At 43.8% G+C, this 15,299-nt stretch carries 14 protein-coding genes; 9 read left to right on the top strand and 5 right to left on the bottom strand.

Annotation, left to right across the window (positions count from 1 at the left end; translation table 11 throughout):
• Window positions 1-48: 48 nt before the first annotated feature.
• Together panB and VK179_19960 are read left to right on the top strand one after the other, a co-directional pair.
• Window positions 49-870, top strand: coding sequence for a 3-methyl-2-oxobutanoate hydroxymethyltransferase (panB, locus tag VK179_19965; protein ID HLO61036.1), 822 nt, complete (start codon window positions 49-51; stop codon window positions 868-870).
• 274 nt (window positions 871-1,144) lie between these two features.
• Window positions 1,145-1,840 (top strand): RluA family pseudouridine synthase, encoded by a 696-nt coding sequence (locus VK179_19960; protein ID HLO61035.1) that lies wholly within the window; start codon window positions 1,145-1,147, stop codon window positions 1,838-1,840.
• On the opposite strand, the gene VK179_19955 is transcribed toward VK179_19960, so the two are convergent.
• The 5 genes from VK179_19955 to VK179_19935 form a co-directional block, all read right to left on the bottom strand.
• Window positions 1,833-3,158, bottom strand: a complete 1,326-nt coding sequence (locus tag VK179_19955) for a GntP family permease (protein ID HLO61034.1) — start codon at window positions 3,156-3,158, stop codon at window positions 1,833-1,835. The genes VK179_19960 and VK179_19955 overlap by 8 nt on opposite strands.
• Before the next feature lie 83 nt (window positions 3,159-3,241).
• Window positions 3,242-4,588, bottom strand: coding sequence for a TolC family protein (locus VK179_19950; protein HLO61033.1), 1,347 nt, complete (start codon window positions 4,586-4,588; stop codon window positions 3,242-3,244).
• Between the two features lie 25 nt (window positions 4,589-4,613).
• Window positions 4,614-4,904: a hypothetical protein gene (locus tag VK179_19945; protein ID HLO61032.1), complete on the bottom strand. Its 291-nt coding sequence runs from the start codon at window positions 4,902-4,904 to the stop codon at window positions 4,614-4,616.
• Between the two features lie 9 nt (window positions 4,905-4,913).
• Window positions 4,914-5,597: an ABC transporter ATP-binding protein gene (locus tag VK179_19940; GenBank protein HLO61031.1), complete on the bottom strand. Its 684-nt coding sequence runs from the start codon at window positions 5,595-5,597 to the stop codon at window positions 4,914-4,916.
• Window positions 5,598-5,623: 26 nt separating this feature from the next.
• On the bottom strand, window positions 5,624-6,883 hold the full coding sequence (locus VK179_19935) for an efflux RND transporter periplasmic adaptor subunit (GenBank protein HLO61030.1): 1,260 nt from the start codon (window positions 6,881-6,883) through the stop codon (window positions 5,624-5,626).
• Window positions 6,884-7,145: 262 nt separating this feature from the next.
• Between VK179_19935 and VK179_19930 the strand changes: the two genes are divergently transcribed.
• The 7 genes from VK179_19930 (at window position 7,146) to VK179_19900 (ending at window position 14,661) form a co-directional block, all read left to right on the top strand.
• A complete protein-coding gene (locus tag VK179_19930) occupies window positions 7,146-8,522 on the top strand; it encodes a sigma-54 dependent transcriptional regulator (GenBank protein HLO61029.1) in 1,377 nt (458 codons plus the stop codon).
• A complete protein-coding gene (locus tag VK179_19925) occupies window positions 8,512-9,876 on the top strand; it encodes an ATP-binding protein (protein HLO61028.1) in 1,365 nt (454 codons plus the stop codon). The genes VK179_19930 and VK179_19925 overlap by 11 nt, the downstream gene beginning before the upstream one ends.
• A gap of 71 nt (window positions 9,877-9,947) precedes the next feature.
• The gene (locus VK179_19920) at window positions 9,948-10,298 is read left to right on the top strand and encodes a four helix bundle protein (GenBank protein ID HLO61027.1); all 351 of its coding nucleotides are present in this window, start codon (window positions 9,948-9,950) and stop codon (window positions 10,296-10,298) included.
• Window positions 10,299-10,446: 148 nt separating this feature from the next.
• Window positions 10,447-11,094, top strand: a complete 648-nt coding sequence (locus VK179_19915) for a methyltransferase domain-containing protein (GenBank protein HLO61026.1) — start codon at window positions 10,447-10,449, stop codon at window positions 11,092-11,094.
• Window positions 11,095-11,251: 157 nt separating this feature from the next.
• Window positions 11,252-12,559 carry a radical SAM protein gene (locus VK179_19910; protein HLO61025.1) on the top strand — a complete coding sequence of 436 codons (1,308 nt, stop codon included), beginning with the start codon at window positions 11,252-11,254 and terminating at the stop codon, window positions 12,557-12,559.
• 130 nt (window positions 12,560-12,689) lie between these two features.
• A complete protein-coding gene (locus VK179_19905) occupies window positions 12,690-13,961 on the top strand; it encodes an FAD-dependent oxidoreductase (GenBank protein ID HLO61024.1) in 1,272 nt (423 codons plus the stop codon).
• 91 nt (window positions 13,962-14,052) lie between these two features.
• The gene (locus VK179_19900; GenBank protein ID HLO61023.1) at window positions 14,053-14,661 is read left to right on the top strand and encodes a YceI family protein; all 609 of its coding nucleotides are present in this window, start codon (window positions 14,053-14,055) and stop codon (window positions 14,659-14,661) included.
• The last annotated feature ends 638 nt before the right edge of the window (window positions 14,662-15,299 follow it).

Here is a 15,299-nt window from a genome sequence, read left to right as displayed (position 1 = left end):
TCCGTGTTTATTTTTAAACTTTGCCTGCTCATTCTTAACTATAAAAGTATGTCAGTTGCTTCTCCCGAAAAACCCAAAAGAATCACCACGCATGTGCTCCAGGAAATGAAAATGCGCGGGGAAAAAATATCGATGCTGACAGCCTATGATTATTCAATGGCTAAAATAATTGACAGGGCCGGTATTGATGTTATTCTTGTAGGCGACTCCGCTTCGAATGTGATGGCAGGTTATGAAACCACGGTGCCCATCACACTCAATGAAATGATTTATTTTGCATCGGGTGTTGTAAGGGCGGTTGAACGAGCCCTTGTTGTTGTTGACCTTCCTTTCGGATCATACCAGGGAAACTCAATCGAAGCCTTGAATTCAGCCATCCGGATTATGAAGGAAACCGGCGCTCATGCTGTGAAGCTTGAAGGCGGGAAAGAAATAGTACAGTCGGTCATCCGTATCCTTTCAGCAGGTATACCTGTAATGGGGCATCTAGGACTTACCCCGCAGTCGATCCACAAATTCGGAACTTTCGTTGTAAGGGCAAGGGACGAGGAGGAGGCTAAAAAGCTTGTTGAAGATGCCCACCTGTTAGAAGAAGCAGGATGCTTTTCAATAGTACTTGAAAAAATTCCGGCAAAGCTTGGCGCCCAGGTAGCCCAGGAAATAAAAATCCCGATTATCGGAATCGGTGCGGGAAGATTTGTTGACGGGCAGGTACTTGTTCTTCACGATATGCTCGGCATTACCCATGATTTTTCACCCCGTTTCCTTCGCCGCTACCAGAACCTTTACCAGGAAATCACCAGCGCGGTTAACAATTATATCACCGATGTGAAGAATTTGGAATTTCCGAATGATAAGGAGCAATACTAGCTCGTCATTGCGAGGAGCTTGCGGAGCTTGCGACGAAGCAATCTGCCGGAACAGGCAGGACGATGCAAAGACAGATTCTGGATGCTGGATGCTGTATGCTGGATACTGGATGCTGGATGAAAGAATGCTAGGCGAAGTCTCCGACTTCGTCTGAGCGATTGAAGAAAGATGATGCTGGATGCTGGATGCCTGCGGTCCCATACGTCTGCCTAATAGCCTAATAGCCTAAAAACACCGAACACTGAACACCGATTTAAGATTTAAGAAGTTTTACATGCCCGATAACCTTACCATCCTTTACGAAGACAACCACATCATTGCTGTTAATAAAACCCAGCACGACCTGGTGCAGAAAGACATTACAGGTGACGAAGCGCTTGACGACAAGATAAAGAATTACCTTAAAGAAAAATACAAAAAACCGGGGGCTGTCTTCCTGGGCGTTGTACACAGGCTAGACCGTCCCGTTACCGGTGTGGTGTTGTTTGCCCGCACCAGCAAGGCACTTTCAAGGCTCACCACCATGTTTCGCGAAGGTGAAATCAGCAAAACTTACTGGGCTATTGTAAAAAACGCCCCTCCGAATGAGTCCGACAGGCTCGTTCATTACATGGTAAGAAATGCCAAACAGAACAAAAGCTATTGCCATGAAACGGCGAAACCCGGATCGAAACAGGCCATCCTGGGATACAGGCTGGCAGGGCGTTCACAAAACTACTTCCTGCTTGAGATCAATCTTGAAACCGGCCGCCATCACCAGATCCGCTCCCAACTTTCGACTATCGGATGTCCGATCAAAGGCGATCTGAAATACGGTTTTCCCCGTTCCAATCCCGACGGCGGAATCAGCCTGCACTCAAGACAAATCAGGTTCATGCACCCGGTGACGGGAATCGAAACCATAATCACAGCAGAACCGCCCGAAGGGGATGCTTTGTGGACTGCACTTATGGAAAGCGCTTCTAAATAATAACCGACAGGATCAGCACAACCAGGAACGATGTGACGCCCATGATGATTGTTGAAGTACTGTAGACTTTCAGTGTATCATTTGCCTGTATTCCCGAAAAATTAGTAATGACCCAGAAATAGGAGTCATTGGCATGTGAAACCATCATCGATCCGGCTCCCATGGCGAGCATTACCAGCAGTTTTCCGCTTTCAGCTTCAAACCCGAGGCTTTGCAGCATAGGCCCGATTATCGAAGCGGTTGTTATGATGGCAACGGTGGATGATCCCTGGGCAGTTTTGAGTATAAAAGCAAGCAGGAAGGGAATCAGCAGTCCCAGGCGGGTTTGAGATAAAAAGGCGCCTGCCTGTTCTCCTGTGCCCGTTGCTTTGATGATTGCGCCAAAAATCCCTCCGGCCGCTGTGATGATGATAATCGGCCCGGCCTTTTCAATGGCTGCCGACAGCATGTCGTTAGCTATTTTCCTGCTGAAATCGGTCAGCAGCATAAATGCAAGGACCATTCCTATAAATAGGGCAATCACGGGATCGCCAAGGAATGTAATGAATTTCGCAATTGCCGGTGCATTACTTCCAAAAATGATATCCGAAAGGGATCGTCCGGTAATCAGGACAAGCGGGATTAAAACGGGGAGAATGGATTTTCCCGGTGAGGGCAATGTCCGGATATCATTTACATTTTCATTGCCGGAAACACTTTCAGCAGGTTTTGATTTACGTGTCATCCAACGGGCCCAAAGATATCCGGCTGCAGCAGCCGGGAGAGCAACTAACATTCCAACGAGCACAAGATTCCCGATGTTGGCCCCGATAATTCCGGCAGCGGCTGTAGCACCGGGGTGGGGCGGAATCAGGCAGTGAACCGAGTACAAGGCACAGGCAAGGGCGGTTGCCATGAAAACTTTGTTTGTATTGCTTTTTGCGGTCAGTGAATTGTTAATTCCACTCAGCACAATGAAGCCGGAATCGCAGAATATCGGCAAGCCGGTTATGAAACCGGTTATTGCAATAGCACGAGATGCATTGTTCTTTCCGGTTAACCTGAGGATGAATTCTGCAATACTCAGTGTGGCGCCGGTTTTGTCGAGTGTAACACCAATCACTGCCCCGAAAATGATGATAAGTCCGATCGATCCCATTGTATCGCCAAATCCTTTTTTGAGAGCCGGAACAATATCAGCAAAGGGCAGAACTACAATCGCCAATAAAAGTGAAACAAGAAACAGCGAAAGGAATGAATTGATCTTAAGCCACGAAGTAAGAGCGATGATAAGCAGTATACCTGCTATGACAAGGGTAAGGCCGAGTGTCAAGCTCATAGTGGAGTAATTTTAAAACCGAATTTAATTAAAAAACCCGGCCTTTCAGCCGGGTTTTCAAACAACCTAACCCAATCTTACGACTAAAGGGTAATTTGCTTACCCATATATAAATCGAGGATCTTCAATTTGAAAATATACTCATACTTGGCCTGCAACATGCTGCTCTGGGCGCTGATGAGGTTATTCTGTGCAATATTGTAATCAACTGAATTCACAAGGCCCACTTCCATTTTCTGGCTGGTGTACTTGAAAGCTTCTTCATTATAATTGACTGCTTCAACGCTTGAGTTGTATTTTTCACGGGCAGCATTTGCGTCGGCGTGTGCCTGCTGAACTTCTTTGTATAATACATTCTTTGCCTGTTCCAGCTGAAGTTCAAAATCACTCACCTGTAACTTTGCATTACTTATGGATGTTTTTACCTGTAACCGGTTGAAAATCGGAATTGTCAATCCCAGACCTATCTGTTTGTTTAAATCGTCCTTAAACTGATCTTTCACTTTATAATCGCCTGTAGGAAAAGGATTTGGATTTTCACTTGAATAGAATGTACTAAGTCCCCCGCTAAGTTCGATTGACGGACTGGCCTGACCCCAGGCCATAGCCAGTTCTTTTTCAGAACTTTTTACCGCGTATTCTGCGCTTTTAATTTGTGGCATACCTTTAACCGCGAGATCAAAAATGCCTTGAATTGATTCCAGTTCAGGAAGGAGGCCTACCTGGATGTTGGGTGGTACGACTACATCAAAACCAGCGGCGGAATCCAGGTCAAGAAGCTGCGTAAGATCAAGCAGCGCAATGGTAAGATCGTTCTGCGCGTTTATCAGTGCTGTTTTGTCATTAGCTTCCTGCGCTTTGATCTGCAGATATTCCCCCTGTGCCACATTTCCCACATCCAGCAGTTTCTGCGTTCTTTGCGCCTGAAGTGATGTCACATCGAGTTTGTTTTTTGAAACGTTGACAATTTCTTTAGAAAACAAAACCTGGAGATAAGCAAGCGCGAGCTGAAGCTGAATGTCGTTCTTTGATTTCTCTAAATCAGACTGGCTTTTCAGAAAATCATATTTTGATTTTAGTATACTATTGATAATCTGGAAACCACCGAATAAGGTTACGCTACTCCTTGCCCCCAAATCTCCGGACCAACTACTCTTATTCTCAAACCTAGGGGGTTCTGCATATTGGTTGAATGTCTGACCTGATGAATAATTTTCATTATACTGAGCGTTAAGATTTGGCAGTGTTCTGAATTTACTCTGATTATAGTTGTTTTTATTGTATTGAACGTTTAATTCCTGGCGTTTCACCTGGAGGTTATTCTCAAGTGCATAACTGATGCATTCCTGCAATGACCAGACTTTTTGGGCTTTCATTGGTGTTAAACCCAAAATCAGGAGTGAACACAGGAATAAAATGGCTTTTTTCATAGAAGAAATTATTTAGAGTTTATGCCTATAGCTTTTTCCGGTAAAGGACATGAATATGATCGGCATGCCCGTCCGGGTTGAAGATCTGAATTAATTCCCATTCCTTATCATAACTTTCAATTGCACCTTTCAGCTTATAAATCCTGGCGAGCGATCTTTCCAGCGGATCCACAAGGGAGGCAAATTCGCTTCCCAATTCCCACGGAAAGGATTCAACCCTGAAACTGTACTTTAATTTCTGTCCGGCAAGAGTTACCTCAACATCGGCAATTTCCTGCTCTTTCAGATACGGTATAGGAATGCAGATCTCTTTCATGATACATGATTATAAAATGTGCCGTATATTCTCGGTTACAATATGACCGTCGAACAGCTGAACAATGCGGTGTGCCTTATCAGCATCCGAAGGGGAGTGCGTTACCATTACAATGGTAGTGCCTTCGTTATTGAGTTCTGTAAGGAGGCTCATTACTTCTTCACCGTTTGCCGAGTCAAGATTTCCGGTGGGCTCATCGGCCAGGATCAGGTGCGGCCTTGTAACTACTGCACGGGCTATGGCAACTCTCTGCTGCTGACCGCCCGATAGCTGCTGGGGAAAATGCTTTCTTCTGTGAGTGATTTTCATTCTTTCGAGTACTTCATTCACCTTCTTTTTCCTGTCGGACGGCGAAACCTTCAGGTACAACAGCGGTAGTTCAACATTTTCATAAACCGTGAGTTCATCAATAAGATTGAAGCTCTGGAATACAAAACCGATGTTGCCCTTTCTGAGATTGGTGCGCTGTTTCTCCTTGTAGCGGGCTACTTCTTCACCATTGAAAAAGTACTGACCGCCGCTTGGAGTGTCGAGCAGACCCAGAATGTTCAGCAGGGTTGATTTACCGCAGCCCGAAGGCCCCATAATGGCTACAAATTCACCTTTTTCAACGGTGATGTTCACCTTGTTCAAAGCAGTGGTTTCCACTTCATCTGTTCGGAAAACCTTGACCAGATCGGTTGTTTTAATCATAGGGGAATAATTATATAAGATTAGTACTAATTCCTGCTTTTTTTAAGTATCAGTTTATCGGCGTCGCCGAAGCTTTCATAATCCGATATGATTACCTGGTCGCCGGGTTTCAGGCCGTCAAGCACCTCGAAATAGCGGGGATTCTGCCTTCCGAGCCTGATATTATGTTTCACTGCAAACTGGCCCGATTTGTCAACCAGGAAGATCCATTGTCCGCCGGTATTCTGGTAGAATCCGCCTTTAGGCAAAAGAAGAGCATCTTCCGATTCGCCAAGTTCCAGGTGAATCCTGGCTGTTTGTCCGATTCTTATCTGGTCGGGAATCGGGCTCGTGAAAACCATATCCACAGCGAAAGTTCCGTTTTGTACCTCGGGATATACTTTTGAAATGACAAGAGTGTTTTTCCTTCCGGCGAAATCAAAGTCGGCTGTTAGCCCCCTGTTTATGCGGGTGATATAATGCTCATCAATCAATACCCTCATTTTATAGGAGTCCAGGATATTGATCGTGCCCACACGGGTGCCATAGTTTATTACTTCGCCGATCTCGGGATTAAGCGTTGCAAGCTCACCATCAACGGGTGCTTTTATACTGAGCTCATCAAGCCTGCGGCGGGTAAGATTAAGGTTGCTTTGCATCCTTTCAATCGATTCCTGGTCTACAGAAATCCTTGTCCGGGCATAAGTTGAATCTCTCAGGTACTTCTGTTGCTGCAATTCGAGCTGCAGTTTTGTCTCTTCATACTGTTCCTTTGAATATTCAAAATCCTCTTTTGAAATAAGGTTTTGCGAATTCAGCTTGATGTTATTGTTATACTGGCGTTCAAGTTTCTTTAACCTGAATTCTAGCTCGAGGATGTTTGAACGCGTTTGAAGATTCTGGTTTTCAAGGTTCAGCCTGGCAGTTTTCAGATCGTTTACTGCTCTTGATACATCAGCCTCATTACCCGAGATATCCAGCAACAGGTTTGAATTACTCAATTTAAGGATAATATCACCTTTTTTAACCCGGGTTCCTTCTTCAATAAGGATTTCCTCGACGCGTCCTGATTCAACAGCATCAAGGTAAACAGTTCGGATCGGCTCTACGGTGCCATTCACTGAAATATAATCCTGGTATTTCCCTGTATCAACAGTGCCCAAAGTTATTTTGTCTTCTTCGACATTCAGCCGGGCACTTTTATCTCCAAAAACCATCTGCACAAAAATCAGGATAATCACTATGACGCCAACACCAATCCAGATCTGCTTTTTACCGAATCTTTTCTTTTCAATTTTACGATCCATTCCATCCATAGCCGGAGTACAATGAGAGAAAATTAATTTTAATTTTTTTTAACAAATTACATATATTATGCCAATAATCCTAAGTACATTTAAATCAAAGTAATATCGAAATTAGTCTAAGTTGATTTTAAAATAATCTGTATAAAAGTGAAACACCGGTCGTTCGTTTTCGGACACTTTATTGATATAACCTGACCCTTCAAAAGCTTTTAATTCAAACTAATTATTTAATTTTGTTACAATACAGATTAATTGAATGAAAATGAGTGAAAAGACAGGAAATATACTGGCAATTGATGACAATGAGGATATTCTTTTTGCGTTGAAGCTTCTGCTGAAGCCGCATGTAGAAAAACTCACCACTCTCAATAATCCTGAAAAAATACCTGAGGTCATGTCGAAAGAGAATTTTGACATGATCCTGCTTGACATGAATTTCAATAAAGATGCCATCAGCGGACAGGAAGGCTTTGACTGGCTGGGCCGGATACTCCAGATTGATCCGCAGGCCGTTGTAGTTTTCATTACTGCTTACGGTGATGCTGAAAAGGCTGTTAAGGCAATTAAATCAGGGGCAACTGATTTTGTCCTGAAACCCTGGCAGAACGAGAAACTGCTGGCTACCATTTCGGCATCGGTAAAACTGAGAAGATCCAGGCTCGAAGCGGATGACCTGAGGGCGAAACAAAAAGAGATGAGTGCTGTAATGGACCAGCCTTTTACCGATTTTATCGGAAGTTCAGCCCGTATGCAGGAAGTGTTCACCACAATTAAAAAGGTAGCTCAAACTGATGCCAATGTGCTTATCCTTGGTGAAAACGGTACCGGCAAGGAATTGGTGGCAAGAGCACTGCACCGCAACTCACCGCGCAGGGATGAGGTTTTCATCAGCGTTGACCTGGGCTCATTGAGCGATACATTGTTTGAAAGCGAATTATTTGGTCATGAAAAGGGCGCATTTACCGATGCCAAGAAAGAAAAGCCGGGACGTTTTGAGATCGCATCACGCGGAACGCTTTTTATGGATGAGATCGGAAACATACCTCTGCCGCTTCAATCTAAAATATTAACTGTAATTGAACGCCGTGAGGTTACCCGCGTTGGTGCCAACCGCCCCGTTTCGGTTGACGTTAGGCTCATTTGCGCCACAAACAGTGATTTATATGAATCGGTCAGCAATAACCTGTTCAGACAGGACCTTTTATACCGGATCAATACAGTTGAAATTCACCTTCCACCCTTGCGTGAACGGGGAGACGACATTGAACTGCTGTCCAATCATTTTCTGAAAATATACGCAAAGAAATACAGGAAGCCGATTCGTGGTATTACGTCGGCATCCCTTAAAAAGCTGATGCATTACGGCTGGCCCGGCAATGTGAGGGAACTTCAGCATGCCATTGAAAGAGCGGTTATCATGACTGAAACACCTTCCCTTGAACCGGATGATTTCATTCTTTCTACACCCAGGAAAAAGTCGGGTGACCTTGAATTCGATACCTATAATCTTGATGAAATCGAAAGAAGGGTAATCGAGAAAGTAATGAAACAGAACCAGGGAAATATATCACAGGCTGCAAGCGAATTAGGCCTTACACGGACATCCCTGTATCGCAGGATGGAAAAATATGGGTTTTAAAAATTACAGGTTTAACATTGTGGTCAGGGTTGTGTTGCTGGGTGCGACCTTTTTCCTGTTTTTCTATTCAATCTTCCTGGTTGACAAGCCGTTGTTGATTGCGCCTGTCATTGTGGCAGTGACTGTTATCTTTGAGCTTACTTCACTTATCCGGTATCTTGATAAAACGAACCGGGAACTTACCAGTTTCCTTCAGTCCATCCGGTTTGCCGAATTCCAGAGCACCTTTCAGATCGAAGGTATGGGAGGCAGTTTCAATGAACTGAACAAGGCTTTTAATGAGGTTATGCTTGACTTCCAGAAAGTCCGTGCCGAAAAGGAAGAAAGCTTTCACTATCTGCAAACCATTGTTCAGAACATTGATGTCAGCGTGATTGCTTACAGTGCTGACGGAGACATTGAGCTGATCAATAAAACAGCCAAAAAGCTGTTCCAGATGTCGAGCATCCGGAATATCAAAGCCCTTGAAACGCTGAGCAGTGAACTCGTTCATATTCTGCTTACAATTAAACCCGGTGAAAACAAGCTGGTTAAGGTGCAATTTGAAGACGATTTCCTGCAACTGGCTATATATGGATCTACAATAAAGGTGAAGGATAAGCTGGTGTATCTTGTAACGATCAAGGATATACAAAATGTGCTTGAAGAGCAGGAAACCGAGGCCTGGCAGAAGCTGATCAGGGTGCTTACCCATGAAATCATGAATTCGATTACCCCTATAGCGTCGCTTTCTTCAACACTCGACCTGATGCTGAAAGGGATGGTGGGAGAGAATTCGGAAAGTGAACTTAAAATCGATACGGAAAGTGTGGGAGAGATCCAGGAGGCATTGCAGACAATCAATAAAAGGAGTACAGGACTGCTTCACTTTGTGAATACTTACAGAAATCTTACCCGCATACCCAAGCCTGATTTCAAGCTGTGCAGTGTTAAGGAATTGTTCGACAGCATTGTGAATCTCATGGAAGATGAGATAAAAGCGAATAAAATTGAATTCGTTGTCGTTGTTGAACCTGAAAGCCTTGAATTTACAGCCGACGATAAACTGATTGAACAGGTTCTGATCAACCTGTTAAAAAATGCGATTCATGCACTCAATGGCCAGTCAAATGGCCGGATTCAGCTCCTGGCTTTCATGAACAAGAGGGGAAGGATTACGCTGCAGGTTATTGATAACGGCCCCGGCATTCTCAAGGATGTACTCGATAAAATATTCATACCATTTTTCACCACCAAACCTTCCGGCTCCGGAATAGGTTTAAGTCTCTCGAAACAAATACTCCGTCTCCACAACGCCACCATCACCGCCCACTCCGAGCCCGGGGAGGAGACGGTGTTTACGATGACGTTTTAGGCTATTAGGTTGTTAGGCTATTAGGCTATTAGCAATAAAACCCAATTTAATAATCCGTAAAAACCAAAGTTATGAGAGAACACAAAAATCTTAGAGCATTTACACTTGCTGACGAAACCGTTTTATTAATTTATAAAGCAACTCAGTCATTTCCCAAACAGGAAATGTTTGGCCTGACTTCTCAAATCAGAAGAGCAGCCATTTCGGTTCCATCGAATATTGTTGAAGGGTGTGCCAGATCGACCCAGTCAGAATACAAGAGATTTCTCGATATAGCGTATGGCTCACTTAAAGAGTTACATTATCAATTTGGTCTGGCTTTCAGGCTGGGATTTATTGAACAGGACATGAATAAAAACTGTGAACCAAAGATTATCGAAACAGAAAAAGTTCTTTCTGCATTAATAAGAAGCATGCGTTGACCTTTTTTCCTAATAGTCTAATAGTCTAATAGCCTAATAGTCTAATAGTCTAATAGTCTAATAGTCTAATAGTCTCCAACTATTAATTTTTACCTCACATATAGATAAATCTAAATAATTATATATATTCGCCCCCACAATCACATCAATGGACACATCATCTATAAACATCCGTTACTCGGCTCTGGCGCAGGAGTCATGTTGCCTGTCGTGCGGGGGAGCCATAAACTACGCAAAACCACAACCCGGTGAAATATGTATTGACCTGGGAAGCGGCCGCGGTACCGACGTGCTGAGAATGGCTGATGAAGTAGGATCGAAGGGCTTCGTTTACGGCGTTGATATTTCCGATGGCATGCTCGAAACGGCCACCGCCAACGCGGAAAAGCTTGGAATCACCAATGTAAGCTTTCTGAAATCGGATTTGGAGCATATTGCCATTCCGGGGGGTATTGCCAACCTGGTTATATCCAATTGTACTATTAACCATGCATCGGATAAGCTGTCTGTATGGAAAGAAATTTACAGGATGCTCAAACCCGGAGGCCGGTTTGTTGTCAGTGACATATATTCAACTGAACCTGTGCCTGAAGAATACAGGAATGACCCGGTTGCAGTATCGGAGTGCTGGGCAGGGGCGGTTACAAGGGATGAATATATGAAGACCCTCGATGAGGCAGGCTTCAGCAATATAAGTGTAATGGAAGAAAGCAAACCCTATAAAAAAGGTGCTGTATTTGTATCCAGTTTCACTATATTTGGTAAAAAGGCGTCAGCATGTTGTTGCTGCGGTTAAATGTTTACCGGACCGGATTGATTAGAATAAACATTTAAAACTATATACTATGAAATCAATTATCAGAAAAAAGAAAGCTGTTGAGAACAAGAAAAAAGTAGCCCAGTGCTGTGCCAAAAACTCAAAAATTGTTGCCGGTTGCCACGATTGATTGATCATGGAGCTCTCGAAGCATAATATTCTTTCGCGGGTCTATAATTCTGAAAAGTACTTTATAATAAACCTTATAAGCGGAAACGCTGATTTCATCTCTGAAAAGGAAGCAGGGTTGATCCTGAATAACAGCATTCCTGACGACCCGGATTTCATCCATAAAGGGTATGCAGTTGAACCGTCAGAGGAAAATAAATTATTCCGCAGGAAGTATCTTGATTTTATTGATGCCCGTGAAACCGATGAAGTTCAGCTGTTTTTTGCTCCTACCTATGAGTGCAATTTCAACTGCTCCTATTGCTACCAGGATGATTATGTGAACCGGAGAAGCGAATCGCGGATAGCCGTTACGGACGCATTCTTTAACTACGTGAATGAACATTTTGCAGGTCGCAAAAAGTATGTCACTCTATTTGGCGGCGAGCCGCTGCTTTCAGGTAACAGCAATATAGAGTTTATAACGTACTTCATCGAAAAGTGCAACCAGTCACAACTCGAACTCGCCATTGTAACAAACGGATATAATCTGACCGAATACCTGCCGGTTATTTCAATGGCAAAAATTAGGGAAGTGCAGGTTACCCTCGATGGCACTGAAACAACCCACAACCTGCGCCGTCATCTGAAAGACGGAACCGGAACGTTTTCAAGGATAGTTGACGGCATTGATTCAGCACTGGGCATGGAAATACCCGTTAATCTCAGGGTTGTACTCGACAGGGAAAACATAGGTACATTGCCTGAACTGGCTGAATTTGCGTATAAGAGAGGATGGACAACGTCATCTTCGTTTAAAACACAGCTTGGACGCAATTACGAGCTGCATCATTGCCAGAGTGAGCAGTCGAAGCTATACTCACGCATTGAACTCTACCGCGATCTGTATGATCTGATTCAGAAATATCCCGTGATAACCGAATTTCATAAGCCGGCCTATTCTGTATCGAAATTTCTCTTTGAAAATGGAGAACTTCCGGATCCTCTCTTTGATTCGTGTCCCGGCTGTAAAACAGAATGGGCATTTGATTATACAGGAAAAATATATTCATGTACTGCCACTGTCGGGAAAGCAGGGGAAGAGCTGGGTAGCTTTTACCCGGATGTAATGCTTAACAATGAAAAAGTTAAAGCGTGGCAACAGCGTGATGTATTGAGCATACCGGCATGCCGGACCTGCAACGTGCGTTTGGCCTGCGGCGGCGGTTGTGCCAGTGTGGCATTTAACCGTGATGGGAATCTGAATGCCCCCGACTGCCGTCCTCTGAAGGAATTGATGGAGATGGGGATCGCATTATATAAGTTTGAGGTTTGAGGTTGGATGCACCCTAAAAAACACCGAACATCGAACACTGATTTTTGATTTCAGAAGAATCTCTTAGGCCTTAACCACCTTATTACTTTACTAACAGCCTAACAGCCTAATAGCCTAATAACCTAACACAATGAAAGAAATCACCACAGACCAATTCGAAGCCGAAGTGATGCAAACCGGCAAAGCAGTTGTCGATTTTTATTCAACAGAATGTCCGCCCTGCGAGGCGCTGGCTCCTAAATTTGAATCACTGGCATCGGTGTATGGCAGTGATATTAAATTTGTGAAAATTTACAGGCAGCAGAACCGCGAGCTGGCCGAAAAACTGGGGGTAAGAAGTTCACCCACACTGATTTTCTTCGAAAACGGCAAAGAAACCGGCATCCGGTTGTCAGGGGCAATTAAACGGTCTGATATCATTTTCAACCTGAATTCAATGATCCCTGCAGAAAAGGCTCAGAAAATTAAAAATTCGATCAGGCCTTTTACAACCGAATATGATGTGGCTATTATCGGAAGCGGTCCCGGCGGATTAACAGCCGGCCTTTATCTCTGCCAGGCAAGAATAAACACGGTACTTATTGACACCGGGTTACCTGGCGGTCATGTGAGTCTCACCCACCAGGTTTCGAATTACCCGGGATTCATTGATCCCCAGCCGGGTTACCTGCTTTCTCACAACATGTCGGAGCAGACAAAGAAATGCGGCACCGTCTTTAAAGTGGCAGTGGATGTCACACATGTCGACCTTGAAAAGAAGGAAATCGTTATTGACGAATTTGAAACTCTCCGGCCCAGGAAGATCATCATAGCAACGGGAACTTCTCCGAACTATCTGAATATCCCGGGTGAAAAGGAGTTTAAAGGGCAGGGTATTTCTTATTGCGCTACATGCGATGCCAAATATTACGCCGATAAGGAAGTGATCGTGATTGGAGGGGGCAATTCGGCCGTTGAAGAAGCTGAATTCATTACCAGGTTTGCTTCGAAAGTCACTATGATCCATCAATTCGACAAATTCCAGGCGAATAAGCAGGCACAGGAAAAACTGCTGGCAAATCCGAGGGTGGAGGTTCTGTTCAGTCACGAGCCGCGGTCCTTCAGTCGCCAGGGTGATAAAATGATCGTAATGGCTGAAGATCTGAAAAATAAGGCGACCAAAAAGCTTGTGACTGACGGCATTTTTATATTTGTGGGATTAAAGCCAAATATTGACCTTTTCGGTGGAAAGCTTGAACTGGACAATTACGGTTACCTCAAAACGGATGAAGATATGCGCACAAGCATTAAGGATGTTTATGCCGTAGGTGACGTCAGAAGCAAAAAGTACCGCCAGATAACTACGGCAATTGCCGATGGAACGATAGCCGCAATCAACATTACAAAGGAAATGGACAATTGATCCGGCTGTTATTTGTTTAAATCCTTTGAACCTTCAACCGGTTAAACTGTTTAAATCGAAGGGTTTAGGGTTAAACATAATAATCGGAAAAATGAACATTCATTTTTTAAGGACTTTTATTGTCTTTCTTCTGTTATCGGGAGTTGGCACGCTTTATTCACAACAGGCGATACACATAGATACAGCGGACAGCCGGATAAAATGGACGGCAAGCAAACCTACGGGTGAACACAGGGGATATATTAAATTGTCAAATGGCCAGCTGATCGTAAGCAACAACAAGGTAACCGGCGGGACATTTGATATTAATATGAAATCCATTGTGGATAGTGATTTGAGTGAGAGGCAGAGTAATGATAAACTCATAAATGATCTGAAATCTCCTCAATTTTTCGATGCCTCAAAATATCCGATTTCTCATTTTGTGATCACAGGTATAGAAAGCTTAAATAATAAAGATGTTGAGCACAGGAAATATACCCACCGGATTGAAGGTGACCTGACTATCAGGGGAATTACTAAAAAAGTAAGTTTTGATGCCAGTATTAACCTGTTAAACGGAAAATTTACAGCCAGCACACCTGCATTTACAATTAACAGGACAAAATGGGGAATCAACTACCAGTCGAAATCCTCCAAAACAAAGGATGAATACATCTATGATGATATAACGCTGGAGATTGATCTGGTTTCGGAGTAATTTTCGGGGTTTCACCCCAAACCCTGAGCTACTTTTTTTCTGCAGCAAAAAAAAGTAGCCAAAAAATGCCGCCGCTGCTGAAAAAATCGCTAAAAATTAATTCACTACGCTAAAAGAAAAGAACTCGCCCGCAGGAATCGGGCTCAGACAGCTTTTCTTTCTTAACGCTACGTGAATTAATTTTTTTAACGCGTTTTTTCAGAGGCGGACGGAGCGGTCCTCAGGCGCTATCTCTATGTTCAATGAAGCGGATAGTCAAAAACACCATCTCACAGCTTTGTTTTTAAACCACCAACTAATCGAAGCCACCGTGGGTGGGCCGGGACAAAACGTGGAGCCGGCGTGGCTGTGAATGCTGCAAGGCTTGGAATTTCTTACAAACGAGCTTGCGACCGGTTGTTAGAAATTCCTGCCTTGCAGCAGAGCGCGCTGGGAGTCGTTTTGTCTGGTCTTTTCTTTGTTACTTTCTTTGTGACAGGACAAAGAAAGTAAATGAGTTCGGGGCGAAGCCCCGATAAACAAAAAACCTGCTGAACTCTCGTCACAGCAGGTTTACATAACCCCAATATAGTGTTTACACATATTCTTTCATATTAGTTGCAGGCCAGCATTTCGTTTCCGTTTACAGTTGCATCATC

This window comes from Bacteroidales bacterium (genome assembly GCA_035299085.1).
In the GTDB taxonomy this organism is placed as follows: Bacteria; Bacteroidota; Bacteroidia; order Bacteroidales; family UBA10428; genus UBA5072.
The sequence above is the reverse complement of the archived record's forward strand: the minus strand, read 5'-3'. Positions and strand labels throughout refer to the sequence as shown.

Excerpts from the sequence above, each read along its gene's own strand:
- panB (HLO61036.1), top strand. The coding sequence starts at position 49 with ATGTCAGTTGCTTCTCCCGAAAAACCCAAAAGAATCACCACGCATGTG.
- VK179_19960 (HLO61035.1), top strand. The coding sequence starts at position 1,145 with ATGCCCGATAACCTTACCATCCTTTACGAAGACAACCACATCATTGCT.
- VK179_19955 (HLO61034.1), bottom strand. The coding sequence starts at position 3,158 with ATGAGCTTGACACTCGGCCTTACCCTTGTCATAGCAGGTATACTGCTT.
- VK179_19950 (HLO61033.1), bottom strand. The coding sequence starts at position 4,588 with ATGAAAAAAGCCATTTTATTCCTGTGTTCACTCCTGATTTTGGGTTTA.
- VK179_19945 (HLO61032.1), bottom strand. The coding sequence starts at position 4,904 with ATGAAAGAGATCTGCATTCCTATACCGTATCTGAAAGAGCAGGAAATT.
- VK179_19940 (HLO61031.1), bottom strand. The coding sequence starts at position 5,597 with ATGATTAAAACAACCGATCTGGTCAAGGTTTTCCGAACAGATGAAGTG.
- VK179_19935 (HLO61030.1), bottom strand. The coding sequence starts at position 6,883 with ATGGATCGTAAAATTGAAAAGAAAAGATTCGGTAAAAAGCAGATCTGG.
- VK179_19930 (HLO61029.1), top strand. The coding sequence starts at position 7,146 with ATGAGTGAAAAGACAGGAAATATACTGGCAATTGATGACAATGAGGAT.
- VK179_19925 (HLO61028.1), top strand. The coding sequence starts at position 8,512 with ATGGGTTTTAAAAATTACAGGTTTAACATTGTGGTCAGGGTTGTGTTG.
- VK179_19920 (HLO61027.1), top strand. The coding sequence starts at position 9,948 with ATGAGAGAACACAAAAATCTTAGAGCATTTACACTTGCTGACGAAACC.
- VK179_19915 (HLO61026.1), top strand. The coding sequence starts at position 10,447 with ATGGACACATCATCTATAAACATCCGTTACTCGGCTCTGGCGCAGGAG.
- VK179_19910 (HLO61025.1), top strand. The coding sequence starts at position 11,252 with ATGGAGCTCTCGAAGCATAATATTCTTTCGCGGGTCTATAATTCTGAA.
- VK179_19905 (HLO61024.1), top strand. The coding sequence starts at position 12,690 with ATGAAAGAAATCACCACAGACCAATTCGAAGCCGAAGTGATGCAAACC.
- VK179_19900 (HLO61023.1), top strand. The coding sequence starts at position 14,053 with ATGAACATTCATTTTTTAAGGACTTTTATTGTCTTTCTTCTGTTATCG.